This window comes from Mycobacterium sp. 852002-51163_SCH5372311 (genome assembly GCF_001667115.1).
GTDB lineage: Bacteria > Actinomycetota > Actinomycetes > Mycobacteriales > Mycobacteriaceae > Mycobacterium.
In genome coordinates this window covers 105,111-126,820 of record NZ_LZIJ01000090.1, presented here as the reverse complement: position 1 = coordinate 126,820, position 21,710 = coordinate 105,111, and the positions used below count along the sequence as shown (strand labels likewise).

Genomic DNA, 21,710 nt, shown 5'->3' with positions numbered 1-21,710 from the left:
TTCAAAATTCCTGCCAAAAGTTGTCAGAGGGCTGTGGCATACTCGAACGTATGTTCGAACAAGGTGGTGGGTGGTCGCAGGAGCAGGTGATTGCCTACTTCGATGAGTTGGCCGCGCGCTGCGAGCTGCGCGCACCCACCACCGAGTCGGCGGCGTGGGTGCAGCGGGCCAGCGCGGCGGTGCGCGCGGAGAATCGGGCCGCCGCGGCGCAGCTGGTGGCGATCGGGGAGTTGTTCGCCTACCGGTTATCGCGGTGTTCGGAGACCGAGGACTGGGCGATCGACACCATGGAGGCCGTCGCCGCCGAGGTAGCCGCGGGGTTGCGGATCAGCCAGGGTCTGGCGGCCAGCCGGCTGCGCTATGCCCGCGCCATGCGCGAACAACTGCCCAAGACCGCGGCGGTGTTCATCAACGGCGACATCGACTATCGGGCGTTTCAGACCATTGTGTATCGCACCGATTTGATCACCGACCGCGAGGTGTTGGCCCGGGTGGATGAGCTGGTGGCCGCCAACGTGACCCGCTGGCCCTCGATGACCACCGCCCGGCTATCGGGCAGGGTAGATACCCTGGTGGCGCGCCTGGATGCCGATGCGGTGCGCCGCCGCACCAAGAAGCAGGCCGATCGCGAGGTCTGGATCGGCGGCGACCTGGACGGCATCGCCCGCATCGAGGGCAGCCTGTTTAGCACCGACGCCCATGCCCTAGACCAACGCCTCTCGGCGCTGGCTGCCACGGTGTGTGCCCATGATCCGCGCACCCACGCCCAGCGCCGCGCCGATGCGCTGGGGGCGCTGGCCGCCGGGGCGGATCGGTTGGGGTGTTGCTGTCGGCGGGCCGACTGTGCCGCTGGGGGGCGTCCGGCGGCCTCCCCGGTGGCGATTCACCTGATCGCCCCACCCGGCGATGGGCCGGGTTGGGAGGTCGGCACCGATGGGTTGATCACCCCCGAACTGCTCGCCGAGCTGGCCCAGACGGCAAAAATGGTGCCGCTGGTGCACCCCGGGGATGCCCCACCCGAGGACGGCTATGTCCCGTCGAAGGCGTTGGCCGATTTCGTGCGCTGCCGGGATTTGACGTGTCGCTGGCCTGGCTGCGACGTACCGGCCATGCGCTGCGACCTCGACCACACCATCCCGCACGCCAAAGGGGGGCCCACCCACGCGGCCAACCTGAAGTGCTACTGCCGCACCCATCATTTGGTGAAAACCTTTTGGGGCTGGACCGAAAAGCAACTGCCCGACGGCACCCTGATCTTGACCTCACCGGCCGGGCAGACCCACGTCACCACCCCCGGCAGTGCGCTGCTGTTCCCCAGCCTGTGTTACGCCGTGGGCGGGATGCCCGCCGTCGAAACCGACGCCTCGCCGGCGCCTCCCTGCGCTGACCGCTCGGCGATGATGCCCAAGCGGCGCCGTACCCGCGCCAAGGACCGCGCCTACCGCGTGGCTACCGAACGCGCCCAAAACCACGCCGCCCGCACGCAAGCCCGCCAAGCCACAGCTGAAGCCGAAGCCCATGCCCTGCGTGCCAATCCACCACCGGGCTACGATCCCGACCCGGACGCACCCCCACCCTTCTAAGGGTTTACCCACCGGCCACCGCGAACAGCCGCCACTGCCCGGGCACGCCTTGAGCTCATAGGCGCCGCGGTCCGCGAACCGCAGCCCCGACCCGATCACCAGATCGCGCAACGTGCCAGACACCAGCACCTCGTTGGGCCCGGCCAGCGCGCTCACCCGCGCGCCGATGTGCACCCCGATCCCGCCCAAGTCCTCGCCGCGGACCTCGCACTCACCGGTGTGCAACCCGGCGCGCACCTGCAGACCCAAGGCCTGCACCGCATCGCGAATCGCCACCGCACAGCGGATCGCGCGCTGCGGGCCGTCGAATACCGCCAAAAACCCGTCACCGGAGGTGTTGACCTCGCGACCCCGAAACCGGGCCAGCTGTGCGCGCACTACCGCATCATGCGCATCGAGCAACGCATGCCACTCCCGGTCACCCAACTGCGCGGCGCGTCGCGTCGAATCCACAATGTCGGTGAACAACACCGTAGCCAGCACCCGATCGTCGGCCACGTCGGCCTGATGACCTGTGAGAAACTCGGCGATCTCCTGAAAGGACGCACGCCACGGCTCCACGAAGTGATACATGTTGCGCCCTGGCAGCTCAACGTATTTGGCGCCGGGTATCTGATCGGCGACGTCCTTGCCCATCGCGCGCGGGATGAACACATCATCGACGTGCTGGAGCACGAGGGTAGGCGCGCGGATTGTCGGGAAGACCGGCCACACGTTCAACTCGCCCACTACGGGCAGCATGCGGGAGAAAGTCCCTGGACTCGCCGATAGTCGTTCTTGCCGTGCCCACGTCGACCGGATCTCCTCGTTCCACGGCATGTCCGGATTGACCACATGTTGGAACTCGCCAGTTCCCCATTTGGCGACCAGGCCCGCGAGGACTTCTTTCGAGTCGACTCCGTCAACGCGTCCACTCATGTGTGTCGCATAGCCCTCGAGTACCACCAACGCTGTGGTGCGGGACGGATATGTTGCCGCAAAAAGCGCCGCCGGCGACAGCGCGCCGCCGAACACGAGGAGGACGGCCTCGCGGCTACCTAAATCGTCGAGTACCGCAGTAATGCTGTCGGCCCACTGTTCCAAGGTCGGCGGAGCGTCCGGAGTGACGGGATCGGATGCTCCTGTGCCCGGCTGGTCGAATAAGACGAGTCGGCCGAGCGATGTCATCGCCTCGAGCCACCCCTGAATGGACGGGTTTTGTGTAAGGAGCTCGCAGCAGGTGAACCAAAACGGGACGAACACGATGTCGCGAGGTCCTTCGCGGGACGTCCGATACGCGACGCGCAAATCCCCGTTCAGCGCATAGCGCGTCTCGGAGAACACCGCAGAAGTCTAAGCCGAAGAACGCCGAAATCCCCCGAGAGCAAACCCGCAGCAGCCCGCGTCCTGCACCCGGTCCGACTAAAACCGCGGGGCCCGCAGATGTGCCATGATGACCACGCTGTCAAGACACGGGAGCACCAGGAGCAAGTAGTGGATCTCAATTTGTCGGTGGTCACACGACCCGTCGAGCGTCTGGTTGCTACGGCACAGAACGGTTTGGAAGTCCTTCGATTGGGGGGCTTGGAAACTGGCAGCGTCCCGTCGCCGTGCCAGATCGTCGAGAGCGTACCGATGTACAAGCTCAGGCGGTACTTCCCGCCGGACAGCCGGCCGGGGAAGGCGCCGGTAGGGCCGCCGGTGCTGATGGTGCACCCGATGATGATGTCGGCCGACATGTGGGATGTCACCCGCCAGGACGGCGCGGTGGGGATCCTGCACGCCAATGGGCTCGATCCCTGGGTCATCGACTTCGGCTCGCCGGACAAGGTCGAGGGTGGCATGCGCCGCAACCTGGCCGACCACATCGTGGCGCTCAGTCAGGCGATCGGCACGGTCAGGGACGCCACCGGCCAAGACGTTCACTTGGTCGGATATTCGCAGGGCGGAATGTGGTGCTATCAGGTCGCGGCATATCGCCGTTCCAAAAGCATTGCCAGCATCGTCACATTCGGCTCCCCGGTGGACACGCTGGCCGCGTTGCCGATGGGCTTGCCGGCGAACATGGCTCCCGCCATTGCAGACTTCATGGCCGATCACGTTTTCAACCGGTTGAATATCCCCAGCTGGATGGCGCGTACCGGTTTTCAGATGATGGATCCGCTAAAGACCGCCAAGGCCCGCGTCGACTTCGTGCGTCAGCTGCACGACCGCGAGGCGCTACTGCCGCGCGAACAGCAGCGCAGGTTCCTGGAGCGCGAAGGCTGGATCGCTTGGTCCGGCCCGGCGATCTCCGAGCTGCTCAAGCAATTCATCGCCCACAACCGAATGATGACGGGTGGCTTTGCCATCAACGGGCAGATGGTGACCCTCACCGACATCGCCTGCCCGGTACTGGCATTCGTCGGCGAGGTCGACGACATCGGCCAGCCGGCATCGGTGCGCGGCATCCGCCGAGCCGCACCCAATGCCGAAGTGTTCGAATACTCAATTCGCACAGGGCATTTCGGACTAGTCGTCGGATCAAGGGCCGCCAGGGAAAGCTGGCCCACGGTTGCGCAGTGGGTGCGGTGGGTTTCCGGCGGCGGCGACAAGCCGGACAACATCGACCTGATGGCCGACCAGCCGGAAGAGCACACCGACAGCGGTGTCGCATTCAGCTCCCGCCTCGCCCACGGTTTGGGCGAAGTCTCCGAGGCGGCGCTCGCGCTGGCCCGCGGAACGGCCGAAGCCGTAGTCGCGGCCAACAAGTCGATGCGAACCCTCGCCGTGGAGACGGCCCGGACGTTGCCACGACTCGCCCGGCTGGGACAGCTCAACGACCACACGCGAATCTCGTTGGGCCGCATCATCGACGAGCAGGCCCACGACGCCCCACAGGGCGAATTCCTGTTGTTCGACGGGCGCGTGCACACCTACGAGGCCGTGAACCGGCGTATCAACAACGTGGTCCGCGGTTTGATCGAGGTCGGGGTGCGGCAAGGCGACCGGGTGGGCGTGCTGATGGAGACGCGGCCCAGTGCGCTGGTAGCGATCGCAGCGCTGTCCCGGCTGGGGGCCGTCGCCGTGGTGATGCGGCCCGACGCCGACTTGGCCGAAATGATCCGGCTTGGGGGAGTCACCGAGATTCTGACCGACCCGACCAATCTCGATGCCGCCCGTCAACAGCCGGGGCAGGTGCTGGTGCTCGGTGGTGGCGAGACGCGCGATCTCCGCCTCCCCGAGGACGCCTTGGAACAAGGTCAAGTCATCGACATGGAAAAGATCGACCCCGACGCCGTCGAACTGCCGGCGTGGTATCGGCCCAACCCGGCGTTGGCGCGTGACCTGGCGGCCATCGCCTTCACCACCGCCAGCGGCGAGCTGGTCGCCAAGCAGATCACGAACTACCGCTGGGCGGTGTCGGCGTTCGGAACCGCATCGACTGCCTCTCTGGATCGCAAGGACACCGTCTACTGCTTGACGCCGCTGCATCACGAGTCGGCGCTGCTGGTCAATCTGGGCGGCGCGGTCGTCGGCGGTACCCGCATCGCCCTGTCGCGCGGCCTGCAGCCGGACCGGTTCGTCCAGGAGATACGGCAATACGGCGTCACGGTTGTCTCGTACACATGGGCCATGCTGCGTGAGGTCGTCGACGATCCGGCGTTCGTGCTCCAGGGCAACCATCCGGTGCGATTGTTCATCGGCTCGGGCATGCCGACTGGATTGTGGCAGCGGGTGATTGAGGCATTCGCGCCAGCTCACGTCGTCGAGTTCTTCGCCACCACCGACGGACAGGCGGTATTGGCCAACGTGTCCGGCGCCAAGATCGGCAGCAAGGGTCGTCCGTTGCCGGGTGCCGGCCGCGTCGAACTCGGCGCCTACGACGCCGAACATGACCTGATCCTGGAGGACGACCGCGGCTTCGTACAGGTCGCCGAGGTCAACCAGATCGGTGTCCTGCTCGCGCAATCCAACGGCCCGATCGATCCGACCGCGTCGGTCAAGCGCGGTGTCTTCGCGCCCGCGGATACCTGGATATCGACCGAGTACCTGTTCCGGCGCGATGAGGACGGCGACTACTGGCTGGCCGGCAGGCGCGGTTCGGTGATCCACAGCAAGCGGGGGATTGTGTATCCAGAGCTGGTCACCGACGCACTGGGCTGCATCAACGGCGTCGATCTCGCGGCCACGTACAGCGTGTCGGTGGGAACCAAACAGGTGGCGGTCACCGCGGTCGCACTGTTGCCGGGCGCGACGATCACGGCGGCCGGCCTGACCGAAGCCATCGCCAACATGCCCGTCGGCCGGGGACCCGACATCGTGCACGTGGTGCCGGACCTGCCGCTCAGCCTGACCACCTACCGTCCCGACGTCAGCGCTCTGCGGGCTGCCGGCATCCCCAAACCGGGACGCCAGACGTGGTGCTTCGACGCGGACGGCAAAGAGTTCCGGCGGCTGACCCCGGCGGTGCGGTCAGAGCTGATCGGGGACCATCGGCGAAGCGATGCTTGACGATTCGCTGCTGAACATCCTGGTCTGCCCGGCTGACCGGGGCCCGCTGGTGCTCACCGACGACGGTCACGGTGCAGTGCTGCTCTATAACCCGCGGCTGCGGCGGGCCTACCGGGTCGAGGACGACATTCCGGTGCTCCTGGTGGACGAAGCCAGGGACGTCGACGACGACGAGCACGCCCGGCTCATGGCGCGAGGCCGTCCGGAAGATCCCCGGTGAGGTAACGCTGCAGGTTCGGCGCGATAGTCTGCACGATCTGTTCGGCCGGCAGCGATGCGAACGGCTCGATCTTTACGATGTAGCGCGCCATCACCACGCCCATCAGCTGAGACGCGACGAATTGCGTGCGGATCTTGCCCGTTCCCGGCGGATTGTCAACGCGTGACCCCACTTCCACGCTGATGACCTCCTGCAGGAACGAGCGTGCCAGGCTGACCTCGGAGCCCGAGATCAGCGATCGTAACGTCGCGATCAGGCCGGCGCCCAGCTCGGAATCCCACAACGGCAACAACAAGGACGGCAGCTTGTAGCCGAGTTCCTCGACCGGGGTTTCCCGCATCGGCCCGATCACTTCCATCGGATCGATCGGCAGGTGGATCGCGGCCGCGAAAAGCTGTTGCTTGGTCCCGAAGTAGTGGTGCACCAGCGCGGCATCCACGCCCGCCCGGGCGGCCACGGCTCGTACCGAGGTTCGATCAATTCCGTTGTGCGCAAACAGCTCTCGCGCGCTGACCAGGATGCGTTCGCGAGTGTCCGAATTGCCGGCGGGGCGGCCAGGCCGCCGGCGAGTTGCTTTGGTAGTCAACGCGTTACGGTGTCCGTCGGCGCAGCGTCGCGGCCGCCAGGCACAGCGACGCGAGGGCAAACGCCAGCACCACGACGATGTCGCGAACGGCGATGTAGGTCAGTTCCGGATGTGCGCCCACCTGCTGCAGGGCTTCCAGCGCGTAGCTGGCCGGCATCGCATTGCTGATCCATTGCAGCCAGTGTGGCATTGTGCTGCGCGGGGCGATCACCCCGGCCAACAGCAGCTGGGGAACCATCACCAGCGGGATGAATTGCACGGCCTGAAACTCGGTGCGGGCGAAGGCGCTGCACAACAGCCCCAGCCCCACTCCCAGGATCGCGTTGACGATCGCTATCACGAACACCCAGATGGGGCTGCCGGCGGTGGTGAAACCCAGCAGCCAAAACGAAAACAGGCAAGCCGCACTGGCTTGCGCGGCAGCGGCGACCGAGAACGCGGTGCCATAGGCGAGCAGCAGGTCGGGCCGGCGCAGCGGTGTGGTCAAAATGCGCTCCAGGGTTCCCGAGGCTCGTTCGCGCTGCATGGTTATCGACGTGATGATGAACATCACGAACAGCGGGAAAAGGCCCAGCAGGATCAGGCAGGCGTTGTTGAACGGCGTCGGGGCGCCGGGCCGGTGCGGGGCGTTTTCGAACATGAAGTACATCAGCGTGATGACCACGAGGGGCACCACCAAGATCATCGCGACGCTGCGGTGATCCCCGGCCAGCTGACGCAGGATCCGCGTCGTGGTGGCCGCATACGGCTTGAGTTGTCCAGCAAGCCCTACCCGGCCCGGAGCTCGGTGCTGCGCCGGATGATGGACAGAAACGCTTCCTCCAGTGACGTGCATCCTGTGTCCTCTCGTAGCTGGGTCGGGGTGGTGTGGGCGACGAGGTGGCCCTCGCGCATCAGCAGCAGGTCGCCGCAGTGGTCGGCCTCGTCCATCACGTGGCTGGACACCAGTAGCGTGGTGCCGCCCTCGGCAAGCTCGGTGAACTGCTTCCAAAGGTCCACGCGCAGTACGGGATCCAGGCCCACGGTGGGTTCGTCGAGCACCAGCAGCTCGGGTTGGCAGACTAGCGCGCAGGCCAGCGACACCCGGGTGCGCTGACCGCCGGATAGGTTGCGGCAGAGCGCGGTTCGGTGATCGGTCAGGCCCACCCGATCGATGGCCTCGTCGGCGGCATCAGCATCGAACCCGTAGAGCGACGCGAAGTACCGGACGTTGTCGACGATCCGCAGGTCGGGGTAAATGGTCGGATCCTGCGGCAGGTAGCCGACCTGGTGGCGCAGGTCCGCGGACCCGGCCGGGCGACCGAGCACGGTGACGTTGCCGGAGGCAACGATCTGAGTGCCGACGATGCTGCGGATCAGCGTGCTCTTGCCACAGCCCGACGGGCCGAGCAGGCCGGTGATGGTGCCGCGTGCGATGTCCACCGAGAAGTCGTGCAGCGCGGGCCGTTTCCCGCGAATCACTCTGAGGTGCTTGATGCTGACGGCTGAATCAGCGCCGTGTTGAAATAATTCATCGGACGATGAAGTCATCATGTGATGAATACTCACCTCCCGGCGGGCCGTTGTCAAGGGCGGGGCACAATCTGACCGGTGAGCGCTGCGCAACTCGACGTCGACCCGGTGGCTGCCGCGCATCGATTGCTCGGCGCCACCATCGCCGGCCGGGGTGTACGTGCCGCCGTCGTCGAAGTCGAGGCCTACGGCGGAGTTCCCGACGGCCCGTGGCCGGACGCAGCGGCCCACTCGTACCGCGGCCCCAACGGTCGCAACGCCGTGATGTTCGGGCCGCCCGGGCGGCTCTACACTTACCGCAGCCACGGCATCCATGTCTGCGCCAATGTCGCTTGTGGACCCGACGGCACCGCGGCCGCGGTGCTGCTGCGAGCCTGCGCCATCGAGGACGGCCTCGACGTCGCCCGCTCCCGGCGCGGCGAGCTGATTCGTACCGCCGCACTGGCCCGCGGGCCAGGCAACCTGTGCTCGGCCCTGGGAATCACGATGGACGACAACGGGATTGACGTGTTCGATCCGGGCAGTCCGGTAACCCTTGAACTCAACGAGCCGGTTGCGGCGGTGGCGGGCCCGCGCGTCGGGATCAGTCAGGCCGCCGACCGGCCGTGGCGGTTGTGGCTCGCGGGCCGGCCCGAGGTGTCCGCATACCGGCGAAGTCCGCGAGCGCCGGCCCCCGGCACCAGCGACTAGAGTTCTGCGGGATGTCTGAGACTTCTGGGATCGTCGACGAGCTGGGCTGGCGCGGGTTGATCGCACAGTCCACCGACCTCGACGCGCTGAGTGCTGAAGCGCAACGCGGGCCGATGACGGTCTACGCGGGCTTCGATCCCACAGCGCCCAGCCTGCATGCCGGACATCTGGTGCCGCTGCTGGCGTTGCGGCGGTTTCAACGCGCCGGTCACCGTCCCATCGTGCTGGCCGGGGGCGCCACCGGCATGATCGGTGATCCGCGGGAGATCGGCGAGCGCACCCTCAACGAGGCGGCGACCGTCGCCGAATGGACCGACCGGATCCGCGGACAGTTGGAGCGCTTCGTCGACTTCTCGGATTCCGGGAACTCAGCCACGGGCGCGGTCGTCGAGAACAACCTCGAATGGACGCGGCCCATGTCGGCCATCGAGTTCCTGCGCGACGTCGGTAAGCACTTTTCGGTCAACGTGATGCTTGATCGCGACACGATCCGGCGACGCCTGGACGGCGAGGGCATCTCCTATACCGAGTTCAGTTACATGCTGCTGCAGGCCAACGACTTCGTGGAATTGCACCGCCGGTACGGCTGCACGCTGCAGATCGGCGGTTCCGACCAGTGGGGCAACATCATCGCCGGTGTGCGCCTGGTCCGCCAGAAGCTGGGCGCGGCAGTACATGCACTCACCGTCCCGCTGGTGACCGCCGCCGACGGCTCAAAGTTCGGAAAATCCACCGGCGGCGGCAGCTTGTGGCTGGACCCGCAGATGACCAGCCCGTACGCCTGGTACCAGTACTTCGTCAACACCGCCGATGCCGACGTGATCCGCTACCTGCGATGGTTCACCTTCCTGCCGGCCGAGGAGTTGGCCGAGCTGGAGCAGGCCACTGCCGAGCGCCCCCAGCAGCGTGCGGCCCAACGCCGGCTCGCCGCCGAGCTGACCGTGCTGGTGCACGGTGAGGCCGCCACCGCGGCCGTCGAGCACGCCAGCCGCGCGCTGTTCGGCCAGGGCGAGCTGGGCCGCCTCGACGAGCAGACGCTGGGCGCGGCATTGCGCGAGACGACGGTCGCCGAGCTCAAGCCAGGCAGTCCCGACGGAATCGTCGACCTGCTGGTGGCCAGCGGCCTGTCCGAAAGCCGGAAAGCGGCGCGTCGCACGATCGGCGAAGGCGGTGTCTCGGTCAACAATGTCCGCGTCCACAACGACGAATGGACCCCGCAGCCGTCGGATTTCCTGCACGGCCGCTGGCTGGTACTGCGCCGCGGCAAGCGCAATATCGCCGGGATAGAAAGGCTCTAGCGCGGGTCGGCTGAGCTGCCCGTAACCTTGACGAGTGGGTGACGACAGACATGGTGACCGACGACCGCGAGCGAAAGCCTGGTCGGGTCCGGGTCGGGCGCGCCCAGTCCAACCGCAGAGCACTCCCGCCAACGGCGACCGCGCCGTCGAGCAGGGCCCACCTTTGCCGGCGGGTATAGACGCAAGGCAACTGGCACCCGAAATTCGGCGAGAACTGAGCACCTTGGGCCGTGCCACCGCCGAGGTGGTGGCCTGCCACCTGGTTGCTGCCGGCGAGCTGATCGACGACGACCCGGAAGCCGCCCTGAGCCACGCTCGCGCGGCGCGGGCCAGGGCCACCAGGATCGCGGCGGTCCGCGAAGCCGTCGGAATTGCGGCCTACCACTGCGGCGACTGGGCACAGGCGCTGGCCGAATTGCGGGCAGCCCGCAGAATGGGCAGCAAGTCCTCGTTGCTGGCGCTGATCGCCGATTGCGAACGCGGGCTCGGGCGACCGCAGCGAGCCATCGAACTGGCCCGCGGACCCGAAGCGGCCGAGCTCACCGGTGACGACGCCGACGAGTTGCGCATCGTCGCCGCCGGTGCCCGCGCGGACCTGGGTCAGCTGGAACAGGCGCTGACCGTGCTGTCCACTCCGCAGCTCGACCCGGCCCGCACCGGCACCACGGCCGCGCGGCTGTTCTACGCGTACGCCGACACGCTGCTGGCGCTGGACCGCAAAGACGAAGCGCTGCAATGGTTTCTGCGTGCCGCCAGCGCCGACGTCGACGGTGTCACCGACGCCGAAGAGCGGGTCGGCGAGCTTGGCTGACGTGACGGGCTCGAAATGAAAAGCATTGCGCAGGAATATGATTGCCTGCTGATAGACCTCGACGGCACGGTGTTTCGCGGTCGTCAGCCCACCGACGGCGCGGTGCAGTCGTTGGCCGAGGTCCACAGCCGCAAGCTGTTCGTCACCAACAACGCGTCGCGCAGCGCCGAGGAAGTCGCGGCGCACCTGCGCGAACTCGGGTTCTCCGCCTCGGGCGACGACGTCGTCACCAGTGCGCAAAGTGCCGCGCACCTGCTGGCAGGTCAGTTGTCGCCGAGCTCGCGGGTGCTGGTCGTGGGCACCGAGGCGTTGGCCGACGAGATCGCCGCCGTCGGTCTTTGCCCGGTGCGTCGCTGGGACGACGAGCCGGTGGCCGTCGTACAGGGCCTTTCCACCGCCATCGGCTGGGCCGAGCTGGCCGAAGCGGCACTGGCGATCCGGGCCGGCGCCGTGTGGGTGGCGGCCAACGTCGACCCGACTCTGCCCACCGAGCGCGGCTTGCTGCCCGGTAACGGGTCCCTGGTGGCCGCGCTACGAACCGCCACCGGTGCCGAACCGCAGGTAGCGGGCAAGCCGGGGACACAACTGATGACCGACGCGGTGGGTCGGGGCGACTTCCGTGCGCCGCTGGTGGTCGGGGACAGATTGGATACCGACATTGAAGGGGCCAACGCGGCGGGGCTGCCCAGCTTGATGGTGCTGACCGGGGTCAACAACGCACGGGACGCGGTCTACGCCGAGCCGGCGCACCGGCCCACCTATATCGGCCAGGACCTGCGCTGTCTACACAAGCAGGCCAAGCAGCTCGCGGTAGGTCCGCAGCCCGGCTGGCACGTCGACGTCAGCGACCACGCGGTGACGGTCAGCGCGGCCGGCGACCAGGACGGTGACGGCTTGTCGATCGTGCGTGCCGTCGCCGGCGCGGTGTGGGAAGCGGACCGATCGGTGCAGATCGAGGCCGGTGACGACCGCGCTCGTGATGCGCTGCTCCGCTGGTCCCTGGTGCAGACCGACTAGCCGGTGACTAGCGTAGGAGCGCAATGACTATCGACCCCGACCAAATCCGCGCCGAAATCGAGGCCCTGATGGCTCAGCTGCCGGATCCCGCCCATCCGGCCGACAACGAGAACGGGCCGTCGCTCGCCGAGCTCGAAGAGATCGCGCGTCGTCTTTCCGAGGCGCACGATGTGCTGCTGCGGGCGCTGGAGTCGGCGGAGAAGGGCTGAGTGCGCGCGTGCCTCGGCGTGCCCGCGTCGACGCCGAACTGGTCCGGCGTGGCCTGGCGCGGTCCCGTCAGCAGGCCGCGGAGTTGATCGGGGCCGGCAAGGTGAGCATTGACGGCCTGCCCGCGGTCAAGCCGGGTACCGCCGTCGCGGTCACGGCGGCGTTGACGGTCGCGGACGACGGCGAACGCGCCTGGGTGTCGCGGGGAGCGCACAAACTCATCGGCGCACTGGATGCTTTCGGCATTTCCGTCGACGGCCGGCGCTGCCTGGATGCCGGCGCGTCGACGGGCGGGTTCACCGACGTGTTGCTGGACCGCGGTGCCGCGGAGGTGGTTGCCGTCGACGTCGGGTACGGCCAGCTGGCCTGGTCGCTGCGCAGCGATCCGCGGGTGACCGTCGTCGAGCGCACCAACGCCCGCGATCTGACATCCGAGGCGATCGGCGGCCAGGTTGACCTGGTGGTGGCAGACCTCTCGTTCATCTCGCTGGCCACCGTGTTGCCCGCGCTGGCTGGATGCGCTTTGCCTACCGCGGATATCGTTCCCATGGTGAAGCCGCAGTTTGAGGTGGGGAAGGGCCTGGTCGGTTCCGGCGGGGTGGTCCATGACGCGCAATTGCGAGCCGACTCGGTGCTGGCCGTCGCGCGGCGGGCCGGGGAGCTGGGTTGGCACACCGTCGGTGTCACGGCCAGCCCGCTGCCGGGGCCGTCGGGCAATGTCGAGTACTTCTTGTGGCTGCGCGCCCGAACCGATCGCGCGCTGGTTGGCGACGGGTTGGTGGCTGCGGTCGAGCGTGCGGTCGAGGAGGGCCCGCGATGAGCGAGCGTACCGTCCTGCTCATCGTGCACACCGGACGTGACGAAGCCACCGATACCGCGCGACGTGTCGAGAAAGTCTTGGACGACAAAGGAATTGGGCTGCGCGTGTTATCCGCCGAAGCGGTAGACCGGGGATCGCTGCACCTGGCCCCCGACGATATGCGCGCACTGGGCGTCGACATCCAGGTGGTCGACGCCGACCCGCATGCCGCCGAGGGCTGCGAGCTGGTGATGGTGCTCGGCGGAGACGGCACCTTCCTGCGCGCGGCCGAGCTGGCCCGCAACGGGGGCATTCCGGTGCTGGGCGTCAACCTGGGCCGGATCGGGTTCCTGGCCGAGGCCGAGGCCGAGAATATCGACCGGGTCCTCGAACACGTCGTCGCGCGCGACTATCGGGTGGAGGAGCGCCTGACGCTCGACGTCGTGGTGCGCCACGAGGGACGCGTCATCGAACAGGGCTGGGCGCTGAACGAGGCCAGCCTGGAGAAGGGGCCGCGCTGGGGCGTGCTGGGGGTGGTCGTCGAAATCGACGGCCGTCCGGTGTCTACGTTCGGCTGCGACGGGGTGCTGATATCCACGCCGACCGGATCCACCGCCTACGCGTTCTCGGCGGGCGGCCCCGTGTTGTGGCCCGACCTGGAAGCGATCCTGGTGGTACCCAACAACGCTCACGCGCTGTTCGGCAGGCCGATGGTCACCAGTCCCGACGCCTGCATCGCGATCGAGACCGAAGCGACCGGGCACGATGCCCTGGTGTTCTGCGACGGTCGGCGAGAAATGGTGATACCGGCTGGCGGCCGACTCGAGGTGACCCGCTGCGGCACCCCGGTCAAATGGGCACGCCTGGACAGCGCGCCGTTCACCGACCGCCTGGTGCGCAAGTTCCGGTTGCCGGTGACCGGCTGGCGCGGAAAGTAAATGCTCACTGAGATCCGCATCGAGTCGCTGGGCGCAATCAGCGTCGCGACCGCCGAGTTCGACCGCGGCCTGACCGTCCTGACCGGCGAGACCGGCACCGGCAAGACGATGGTGGTGACCGGGCTGCACCTGCTCGGCGGCGCCCGCGCGGACGCCACGCGGGTTCGCTCGAGCGCCGACCGCGCCGTTGTCGAAGGTCGTTTCACCACAACCGATCTCGACGATGCCGTGACGGCGCAGCTGGACCGGATCCTGGACTCGTCGGGGGCCGAGCGGGACGAGGACGGCAGCGTGATCGCGCTGCGCTCGGTCAGCCGTGACGGGCCGTCGCGCGCCTATCTGGGCGGCCGAAGCGTGCCGGCCAAGTCGCTGAGCGGCTTCACCACCGAACTGCTGACTCTGCACGGGCAGAACGACCAGCTGCGGTTGATGCGGCCCGAGGAGCAACGGGGTGCATTGGACCGTTTCGCGGGCGCAGGTCCGGCGGTAGAGCGCTATCGCAAGCTGCGCGACGCCTGGCTGACGGCGCGACGCGATCTCACCGACCGTCGCAGCCGGACGCGGGAACTCGCGCAGGAGGCCGACCGGCTGAAGTTCGCGCTCAACGAGATCGACACCGTCGACCCGGAAGCCGGCGAGGACGACGCGCTGGTCGCCGACATCGTCCGGCTCTCCGAACTGGACACGCTGCGCGAGGCCGCAAACGCGGCGAGACAGGCCCTGTCCGGACTGCCCGACGAGGCGGACGGTTCCGGAGGTGCGGAGAGCCTTGGACGGGCAAGGGCCGCGCTGGAATCGACCGATGACACGACGCTGCGGGCGCTGGCCGAACAGATCGGCGAGGCGCTGACGGTGATTGTCGAGGCGAACCGCGAACTCGGGGAATATCTGGAAGCGCTTCCGGCGGATGCCAGCGCGCTCGAGTCCAAGCTGGCCCGTCAAGCCGAGCTGCGCTCGTTGACCCGCAAATACGCCGCGGACATCGACGGCGTGCTGCGGTGGGCAACGGAGTCGCGGGAACGGCTCGCCCAACTCGACGTGTCCGAAGAGGGGTTGGCGGTACTGGAACGTCGCGTCGACGAGCTGGCGCGCGAATTAGCCAGAGCCGCAGACGATCTGAGCAAGATGCGCCGCAAAGCCGCCAAGCGGCTGGCCAAAGAGGTGACGGCGGAGCTATCCGCGCTGGCGATGGGAGACGCCGAATTCACCATTGCCGTCACCACCGATCCGGTTGGTCCCGACGACCAGGCCGCCCTGATGTTGAGCTCCGGCGAGATGGCCCGGGCCGGCGGCGACGGGGTGGACCAAGTCGAGTTCGGCTTCGCCGCGCACCGCGGCATGACCGTGCTGCCGCTGGCCAAGAGCGCGTCCGGCGGCGAGCTGTCCCGGGTGATGCTGGCGTTGGAGGTCGTGCTGGCCACCTCCCGGATAAACGCGGCAGGGACCACGATGGTGTTCGACGAGGTCGACGCCGGCGTCGGCGGCCGGGCGGCGGTGCAGATCGGGAGGCGTCTGGCGCGGCTTGCCCGCACGCATCAGGTCATCGTGGTCACGCACTTGCCGCAGGTCGCGGCCTATGCCGACGTGCACCTTGTCGTGCACGCCGGGCCCAAGGGTGCCAGCGGCGTGCAGCGAGTGGCCGACGACGACCGCGTGGCCGAGCTGGCTCGCATGATGGCCGGGCTCGGCGAGTCCGACAGCGGCCGCGCGCATGCCCGCGAACTTCTCGACGCCGCCCAGAACGACTTGCTTGCTTAGCCGCGAGCGTGCACATTTGCACGCCGCAACCCAGTCAAACGCGTACATTTGCGCACCTTCGTCATCATTGAGATGACGTCGAACTGTTACAGATGTGACACTAGATAACTTCTGGGACAGATGTTACGGCGCGCCTCCCCGCTAGCGTCGCGCTTCACCGACAGAATCGCACCCCATGAGGATGTCCACACTTCTGACTCGTAACACCACCCGGCCGGGCCTCGTCGGTACGGCTCGGGTGGACAGGAACATCGACCGATTGCTGCGCAGAGTGTGCCCCGGCGACATCGTGGTCCTCGACATCCTGGACCTGGACCGCATCACCGCCGACGCGCTCGTCGAAGCCGACATCGCCGCCGTCGTCAATGCGTCGCCCTCGGTTTCGGGCCGCTATCCCAACCTGGGTCCGGAGGTACTGGTCAACAACGGCGTCACCCTGATCGACGAGACCGGTCCGGAGGTCTTCAAGAAAGTCAAGGACGGCGCCAAGATCCGCCTGTATGAAGGCGGGGTCTATGCCGGCGACCGCCGCCTGGTCCGCGGCACGCAGCGCACCGACCATGACATCGCCGACCTGATGCGAGAGGCCAAGGGTGGACTGGCCGCCCATTTGGAGGCGTTCGCCGGCAACACGATCGAGTTCATCAAGAGCGAAAGCCCGCTGCTGATCGACGGCATCGGCATCCCTGACATCGATGTGGACCTGCGCCGCCGCCACGTGGTGGTCGTCGCCGACGAGCCCTCCGCCGCCGACGACCTCAGAGCCCTCAAGCCGTTCATCAAGGAGTACCAACCGGTGCTTGTCGGCGTCGGAACCGGTGCGGACGTATTGCGGAAGGCGGGTTATCGCCCGCAAATCATTGTCGGCGACCCCGACCAGATCAGCACCGACGCCCTGAAGTCCGGTGCGCAGGTGGTGTTGCCCGCCGACGCCGACGGCCACGCGCCCGGCCTGGAGCGAATTCAGGACCTGGGTGTCGGAGCGATGACGTTCCCGGCCGCCGGCTCGGCAGTTGACCTGGCCTTACTGCTGGCCGACCATCACGGCGCCGCGCTGCTGGTCACCGCCGGTCACACGGCCAACATCGAGACGTTTTTCGACCGGACGCGGACCCAGAGCAACCCGTCGACCTTCCTCACCAGGCTGCGGGTAGGGGAGAAGCTGGTGGATGCCAAGGCCGTTGCCACCCTGTATCGCAACCACATGTCCGGCGGCGCCATCGCGCTGCTGGCGCTGACGATGCTGATCGCCGTCATCGTCGCCCTGTGGGTGTCACGCGCCGATGCCACCGTGCTGCATTGGGTTGTCGACTACTGGAACCGCTTCTCCCTCTGGGTCCAGCACTTGGTGTCTTAGGGTTCCGGGCGGTTGCATTCATGATCTCGTTACGCCAACATGCGATCTCGCTGGCCGCGGTCTTCCTGGCGCTGGCCATCGGGGTGGTGCTGGGTTCCGGCTTCCTGTCGGACACGCTGTTGTCCAGCCTGCGTGACGAGAAGCGGGACCTGCACACACAAATCAACGGGCTCAACGACCAGAAGAATGCGCTGACCCAAAAGCTCAGTGCGGCAAACAACTTCGATCGCCAGCTGGCCGGCCGGATGATGCGCGACGCGCTGGCGGGCAAGTCCATAGTCCTCTTCCGCACCCCGGACGCAAGAGACGACGACATCGCCGCGGTGTCGAGAAACGTCACCCAGGCGGGCGGAACGGTGGTCGGGACGGTGTCGCTGACCCAGGAGTTCGTGGAGGCCAACTCGGCGGAGAAACTGTTGACCGTGGTGAACTCGTCGATCCTGCCGGCCGGCACGCAGTTGAGCACCAAGCTTGTCGACCAGGGTTCGCAAGCCGGAGACCTGTTGGGCATTGCGCTGTTGATCAATGCCAACCCGTCCGCGCCGGCGATCGACGAGACCCAGCGTGCGACCGTCCTCGCGGCGCTACGCGACACCGGTTTCATCACCTATCAGCCCAGCGACCACTTCGGGGCGGCAAACGCCGCGATCGTCATCACCGGGGGCGGTCTTCCCGCGGATGCCGGCAATCAGGGCGCCAGCGTGGCCCGATTTGCCGCCGCGCTTGCGCCACACGGGTCTGGCACGCTCCTCGCCGGCCGAGACGGTTCGGCGACGGGGACCGCCGCGGTCGCGGTGACCCGCGCCGACGGCGGCATGGCTGGCACCATCAGCACCGTCGACGACGTCGATTCCGAGGCGGGGCGGATCACCGCAATCCTGGGCCTGCACGAACTGATCAACGGCGGCCATACCGGGCAGTACGGCACCGGCCATGCGGCCACGTCGATCACCGTGCCGAATTAGGGCGGCTTAAGCGCCGCAAGAGGGGCCAGCCGGCGGCGCGTTGCCCGTTGCCGGGCGTGTACGCCGCAGCGTGCCGTCGCGGGTGTTAGGGTGGGATTCCGTGGTCGGCAGGCCCAGCTGGTATGTCCCCAGGCAAACCAAAGCCCTGCCCGTCTTCACGGAGGTCGCCTGTGCGGAAGCACCCGCAAACCACCACCAAACACCTCTTCGTCAGCGGTGGGGTAGCTTCCTCGCTCGGCAAGGGTCTGACCGCCAGTAGCCTCGGCCAGTTGCTGACTGCCCGCGGCTTGCATGTGACGATGCAGAAGCTCGACCCGTACCTCAACGTCGACCCGGGCACCATGAACCCGTTCCAGCACGGCGAGGTCTTCGTCACCGAGGACGGTGCCGAAACCGACCTCGACGTCGGACACTATGAGCGGTTCCTGGATCGCGATCTGTCCGGTTCGGCGAATGTCACTACCGGGCAAGTGTATTCGACGGTCATCGCCAAGGAACGTCGTGGTGAATACCTCGGCGACACCGTCCAGGTCATTCCCCACATCACCGACGAGATCAAGCGGCGCATCCTGGCGATGGCCGAACCGGATGCCGACGGCAACCGGCCCGACGTCGTCATCACCGAAATCGGCGGCACCGTAGGCGATATCGAATCGCAGCCCTTTCTTGAGGCGGCGCGGCAGGTCCGGCACGACCTCGGCCGGGAGAACGTTTTCTTCCTACATGTGTCGCTGGTGCCCTTCCTGGCTCCGTCGGGCGAACTCAAGACCAAGCCCACCCAACATTCGGTGGCGGCGTTGCGCAGCATCGGTATCACACCGGATGCGCTCATCCTGCGCAGCGACCGAAACGTTCCTGAAGCGCTGAAGGACAAGATTGCCCTGATGTGCGACGTTGACATCGACGGCGTCATCTCCACCCCGGATGCACCGTCGATCTATGACATCCCCAAGGTGCTGCATCGCGAAGAACTGGACGCCTATGTGGTGCGAAGACTCATGCTGCCGTTCCGCGACGTGGACTGGACCGAATGGGACGACCTGCTGAGGCGCGTTCACGAGCCGCATGACAACGTCCGAATTGCCTTGGTAGGCAAATATGTCGAGCTTTCCGACGCCTACCTGTCGGTCACCGAGGCTTTGCGCGCCGGCGGGTTCAAACACCACGCGAAAGTCGAGATGCACTGGGTGGCCTCCGACGACTGCGAGACGCCCAGTGATGCCGCGGCGGCGCTGGGCGACGTGCACGGTGTGTTGGTCCCCGGCGGATTCGGCATCCGGGGAATCGAGGGCAAGATCGGCGCCATTCGGTATGCCCGAACGCACGGGCTGCCCGTGCTGGGGCTGTGCCTGGGCCTGCAGTGCATCGTCATCGAGGCCGCTCGCGCGATCGGGCTCGCGGAGGCCAACTCGGCCGAATTCGAGCCCGCCACACCAGATCCCGTGATCTCGACGATGGCCGATCAGACGCAGATCGTGGCGGGCGAAGCGGATCTGGGCGGCACGATGCGGCTGGGATCCTATCCGGCCGTGCTGGAACCGGATTCGATTGTGGCGCAAGCCTATGGGGCGACTCAGGTTTCCGAGCGGCATCGGCACCGCTACGAGGTCAACAACGCCTACCGCGACCGGATCGCCGAAGGCGGCCTGAGGATTTCGGGTACGTCGCCCGACGGGCATCTGGTCGAGTTCGTCGAATACTCGCCGGACGTGCATCCGTTCATCGTCGGCACGCAGGCGCACCCCGAGCTGAAGAGCCGGCCCACCCGGCCGCACCCGTTGTTCGTCGCGTTCGTCGCGGCGGCCATCGAATACAAGAACGCCGAACTTCTGCCCGTCGATATCCCAGAGGTCCCGGAGCAAACGTCCAACGGCAACCAGCATCGAGACGGTGTCGCACAGCAGTTACCCGAACCAGCCACCCGTGGCTGAGCACGTTTTCGAGACGACATCGTCCGAAACCCTGCACACTGGAAAGATATTCGCGTTACGCCGGGACCGGGTTCGGATGCCTGGCGGCAAGATTGTCACCAGGGAGGTCGTCGAGCACTTCGGCGCCGTGGCGGTGGTGGCGCTGGATGACGACGGCAACATCCCAATGATCTACCAATACCGGCATGCGTTCGGCCGCCGGCTGTGGGAGTTGCCGGCCGGCCTGCTCGACGTGCACGGTGAGGCACCGCATCTCACCGCCGCCCGGGAGCTCAGGGAAGAGGCCGGCTTGGAGGCCGCCACCTGGAGGGTGCTTGTCGATCTCGACTCGACACCCGGGTTCAGCGACGAGTCGGTGCGGGTCTACCTGGCCACCGGGCTCACCCAGGTCGAGCGGCCCGAAGCGCATGACGAAGAAGCCGACATGACGTTGCAGTGGTATGCCCTTGCCGATGCGGCGCGCAAGGTGCTCAGCGGCGAAGTCGTCAATGCCATTGCGGTTGCGGGAATTTTGGCCGCGTATGCCGTGACGACCGGCTTCGCTGAGGCGCGTCCGCTGGACAGCCCATGGACCGACAAGCCAACGACGTTCGCGTCGCGGCAGGCCACGCCGTGACGACGGGGACGACGCTGCCGCTCGAGTCGCAGGTGCAGGGCTATCTCGACCATCTGACCATCGAGCGGGGCGTGGCGGCCAACACGCTGAGCTCGTATCGTCGGGACCTGCGTCGTTACTCGAAGCATTTGGCGGAGCGCGGCATTCACGATCTGGCCAAGGTCGGCGAGACCGATGTCAGCGAATTCCTGATGGCATTGCGCCGGGGGGATCCCGATTCCGGGACCGTGGCGCTGTCCGCGGTGTCGGCGGCCCGGGCGCTGGTCGCGGTGCGCGGGTTGCATCGGTTCGCCGCCGCCGAAGGGCTGACCGAACTGGACGTGGCGCGCGCAGTCCGGCCGCCGACACCGGGCCGTCGGCTGCCCAAGAGCCTCACCATCGACGAGGTGCTGGCGCTGCTGGAAGGCGCGGGCGGAGACAGCCCAGCCGACGGTCCGCTGGCGTTGCGCAACAGGGCGCTGCTCGAGCTGCTGTACTCCACCGGAGCGCGGATCTCGGAGGCCGTCGGCCTCGACGTCGACGACATCGATACCGAGGCCCGATCCGTGCTGTTGCACGGCAAGGGCGGCAAACAACGGTTGGTGCCGGTGGGACGTCCCGCCGTGCAGGCGCTGGACGCCTATCTGGTGCGAGGGCGTCCGGAGTTGGCGCGCCGTGGACGTGGAACTCCGGCGATCTTCCTCAATGCGCGCGGAGGCCGGTTGTCGCGGCAAAGCGCATGGCAGGTTCTGCAGGAAGCCGCCGAGCATGCCGGGATCACCTCGGGTGTCTCGCCACACATGCTGCGTCACTCCTTCGCAACCCACCTGCTCGAGGGCGGCGCCGACGTGCGCGTGGTACAGGAGCTCCTCGGGCACGCGTCGGTGACGACCACGCAGATCTACACCCTGGTGACCGTGCACGCGCTGCGCGAAGTGTGGGCCGGGGCCCACCCGCGGGCTCAGTAGCG

19 protein-coding genes and 1 pseudogene are annotated in these 21,710 nt (G+C 67.2%); 16 read left to right on the top strand and 4 right to left on the bottom strand.

What is annotated here, in order from left to right; genetic code table 11:
- Positions 1 to 50 precede the first annotated feature (50 nt).
- Positions 51 to 1,583, top strand: coding sequence for an HNH endonuclease signature motif containing protein (locus A5791_RS12845; protein WP_067236642.1), 1,533 nt, complete (start codon positions 51 to 53; stop codon positions 1,581 to 1,583).
- A 4-nt stretch (positions 1,584 to 1,587) separates the two neighbouring features.
- On the opposite strand, the pseudogene A5791_RS25975 reads toward A5791_RS12845, so the two are convergent.
- Positions 1,588 to 2,906: pseudogene (locus A5791_RS25975) on the bottom strand (adenylate/guanylate cyclase domain-containing protein).
- A 99-nt stretch (positions 2,907 to 3,005) separates the two neighbouring features.
- On the opposite strand from A5791_RS25975, the gene A5791_RS12830 reads away from it, so the two are divergent.
- Together A5791_RS12830 and A5791_RS12825 are read left to right on the top strand one after the other, a co-directional pair.
- Positions 3,006 to 6,056 carry an acyl-CoA synthetase gene (locus tag A5791_RS12830; RefSeq protein WP_156661206.1) on the top strand — a complete coding sequence of 1,017 codons (3,051 nt, stop codon included), beginning with the start codon at positions 3,006 to 3,008 and terminating at the stop codon, positions 6,054 to 6,056.
- Entirely contained in the window at positions 6,049 to 6,276 is a 228-nt protein-coding gene (locus tag A5791_RS12825; protein WP_067236632.1) for a Trm112 family protein, read from the top strand. Before A5791_RS12830 ends, A5791_RS12825 begins: the two co-directional genes overlap by 8 nt.
- Here the strand turns inward: A5791_RS12825 and A5791_RS12820 are convergent.
- From A5791_RS12820 to A5791_RS12810, 3 genes are read right to left on the bottom strand one after another with little or no spacing between them, the layout of a single operon-like run.
- Positions 6,242 to 6,862 (bottom strand): TetR family transcriptional regulator, encoded by a 621-nt coding sequence (locus A5791_RS12820; RefSeq protein ID WP_067236629.1) that lies wholly within the window; start codon positions 6,860 to 6,862, stop codon positions 6,242 to 6,244. The two genes, A5791_RS12825 and A5791_RS12820, sit on opposite strands and share 35 nt — an antisense overlap.
- Before the next feature lie 4 nt (positions 6,863 to 6,866).
- On the bottom strand, positions 6,867 to 7,697 hold the full coding sequence (locus A5791_RS12815) for an ABC transporter permease (protein WP_082966883.1): 831 nt from the start codon (positions 7,695 to 7,697) through the stop codon (positions 6,867 to 6,869).
- Positions 7,631 to 8,395 carry an ABC transporter ATP-binding protein gene (locus tag A5791_RS12810; RefSeq protein WP_067236622.1) on the bottom strand — a complete coding sequence of 255 codons (765 nt, stop codon included), beginning with the start codon at positions 8,393 to 8,395 and terminating at the stop codon, positions 7,631 to 7,633. Before A5791_RS12810 ends, A5791_RS12815 begins: the two co-directional genes overlap by 67 nt.
- 57 nt (positions 8,396 to 8,452) lie before the next feature.
- Here A5791_RS12810 and A5791_RS12805 point away from each other — a divergent pair, with 57 nt between their 5' ends.
- The 13 genes from A5791_RS12805 (at position 8,453) to xerD (ending at position 21,708) form a co-directional block, all read left to right on the top strand.
- The gene (locus tag A5791_RS12805; protein ID WP_067236618.1) at positions 8,453 to 9,064 is read left to right on the top strand and encodes a DNA-3-methyladenine glycosylase; all 612 of its coding nucleotides are present in this window, start codon (positions 8,453 to 8,455) and stop codon (positions 9,062 to 9,064) included.
- Positions 9,065 to 9,075: 11 nt separating this feature from the next.
- The gene (gene tyrS / locus A5791_RS12800) at positions 9,076 to 10,362 is read left to right on the top strand and encodes a tyrosine--tRNA ligase (RefSeq protein ID WP_067236615.1); all 1,287 of its coding nucleotides are present in this window, start codon (positions 9,076 to 9,078) and stop codon (positions 10,360 to 10,362) included.
- Between the two features lie 34 nt (positions 10,363 to 10,396).
- On the top strand, positions 10,397 to 11,173 hold the full coding sequence (locus A5791_RS12795; RefSeq protein WP_156661204.1) for a tetratricopeptide repeat protein: 777 nt from the start codon (positions 10,397 to 10,399) through the stop codon (positions 11,171 to 11,173).
- Positions 11,174 to 11,188: 15 nt separating this feature from the next.
- Positions 11,189 to 12,190 (top strand): HAD-IIA family hydrolase, encoded by a 1,002-nt coding sequence (locus tag A5791_RS12790; protein WP_067236612.1) that lies wholly within the window; start codon positions 11,189 to 11,191, stop codon positions 12,188 to 12,190.
- Positions 12,191 to 12,213: 23 nt separating this feature from the next.
- A complete protein-coding gene (locus A5791_RS12785; protein ID WP_067236609.1) occupies positions 12,214 to 12,399 on the top strand; it encodes a hypothetical protein in 186 nt (61 codons plus the stop codon).
- Between the two features lie 8 nt (positions 12,400 to 12,407).
- A complete protein-coding gene (locus A5791_RS12780; RefSeq protein WP_067236605.1) occupies positions 12,408 to 13,217 on the top strand; it encodes a TlyA family RNA methyltransferase in 810 nt (269 codons plus the stop codon).
- A complete protein-coding gene (locus A5791_RS12775; protein ID WP_067236600.1) occupies positions 13,214 to 14,134 on the top strand; it encodes an NAD kinase in 921 nt (306 codons plus the stop codon). Before A5791_RS12780 ends, A5791_RS12775 begins: the two co-directional genes overlap by 4 nt.
- Complete coding sequence (gene recN, locus A5791_RS12770; RefSeq protein ID WP_067236597.1) at positions 14,135 to 15,892, top strand: DNA repair protein RecN; 1,758 nt, start codon at positions 14,135 to 14,137, stop codon at positions 15,890 to 15,892.
- A gap of 175 nt (positions 15,893 to 16,067) precedes the next feature.
- Positions 16,068 to 17,249, top strand: a complete 1,182-nt coding sequence (gene steA, locus A5791_RS12765; protein ID WP_067236594.1) for a putative cytokinetic ring protein SteA — start codon at positions 16,068 to 16,070, stop codon at positions 17,247 to 17,249.
- A gap of 20 nt (positions 17,250 to 17,269) precedes the next feature.
- Positions 17,270 to 18,214, top strand: a complete 945-nt coding sequence (locus A5791_RS12760) for a copper transporter (protein ID WP_067236590.1) — start codon at positions 17,270 to 17,272, stop codon at positions 18,212 to 18,214.
- Positions 18,215 to 18,384: 170 nt separating this feature from the next.
- The gene (locus tag A5791_RS12755) at positions 18,385 to 20,145 is read left to right on the top strand and encodes a CTP synthase (protein ID WP_067236587.1); all 1,761 of its coding nucleotides are present in this window, start codon (positions 18,385 to 18,387) and stop codon (positions 20,143 to 20,145) included.
- Positions 20,138 to 20,761, top strand: a complete 624-nt coding sequence (locus A5791_RS12750) for an NUDIX hydrolase (protein WP_067236584.1) — start codon at positions 20,138 to 20,140, stop codon at positions 20,759 to 20,761. Before A5791_RS12755 ends, A5791_RS12750 begins: the two co-directional genes overlap by 8 nt.
- On the top strand, positions 20,713 to 21,708 hold the full coding sequence (gene xerD, locus A5791_RS12745; RefSeq protein WP_067236581.1) for a site-specific tyrosine recombinase XerD: 996 nt from the start codon (positions 20,713 to 20,715) through the stop codon (positions 21,706 to 21,708). Before A5791_RS12750 ends, xerD begins: the two co-directional genes overlap by 49 nt.
- Positions 21,709 to 21,710: the final 2 nt, after the last annotated feature.

Bases quoted from the DNA above. Each gene is read 5' to 3' on its own strand.
- A5791_RS12845 (WP_067236642.1), top strand. From the start codon at position 51: ATGTTCGAACAAGGTGGTGGGTGGTCGCAGGAGCAGGTGATTGCCTAC.
- A5791_RS12830 (WP_156661206.1), top strand. From the start codon at position 3,006: ATGTGCCATGATGACCACGCTGTCAAGACACGGGAGCACCAGGAGCAA.
- A5791_RS12825 (WP_067236632.1), top strand. From the start codon at position 6,049: ATGCTTGACGATTCGCTGCTGAACATCCTGGTCTGCCCGGCTGACCGG.
- A5791_RS12815 (WP_082966883.1), bottom strand. From the start codon at position 7,697: ATGCACGTCACTGGAGGAAGCGTTTCTGTCCATCATCCGGCGCAGCAC.
- A5791_RS12810 (WP_067236622.1), bottom strand. From the start codon at position 8,395: ATGATGACTTCATCGTCCGATGAATTATTTCAACACGGCGCTGATTCA.
- tyrS (WP_067236615.1), top strand. From the start codon at position 9,076: ATGTCTGAGACTTCTGGGATCGTCGACGAGCTGGGCTGGCGCGGGTTG.
- A5791_RS12790 (WP_067236612.1), top strand. From the start codon at position 11,189: ATGAAAAGCATTGCGCAGGAATATGATTGCCTGCTGATAGACCTCGAC.
- A5791_RS12785 (WP_067236609.1), top strand. From the start codon at position 12,214: ATGACTATCGACCCCGACCAAATCCGCGCCGAAATCGAGGCCCTGATG.
- A5791_RS12775 (WP_067236600.1), top strand. From the start codon at position 13,214: ATGAGCGAGCGTACCGTCCTGCTCATCGTGCACACCGGACGTGACGAA.
- recN (WP_067236597.1), top strand. From the start codon at position 14,135: ATGCTCACTGAGATCCGCATCGAGTCGCTGGGCGCAATCAGCGTCGCG.
- steA (WP_067236594.1), top strand. From the start codon at position 16,068: ATGAGGATGTCCACACTTCTGACTCGTAACACCACCCGGCCGGGCCTC.
- A5791_RS12760 (WP_067236590.1), top strand. From the start codon at position 17,270: ATGATCTCGTTACGCCAACATGCGATCTCGCTGGCCGCGGTCTTCCTG.
- xerD (WP_067236581.1), top strand. From the start codon at position 20,713: ATGGACCGACAAGCCAACGACGTTCGCGTCGCGGCAGGCCACGCCGTG.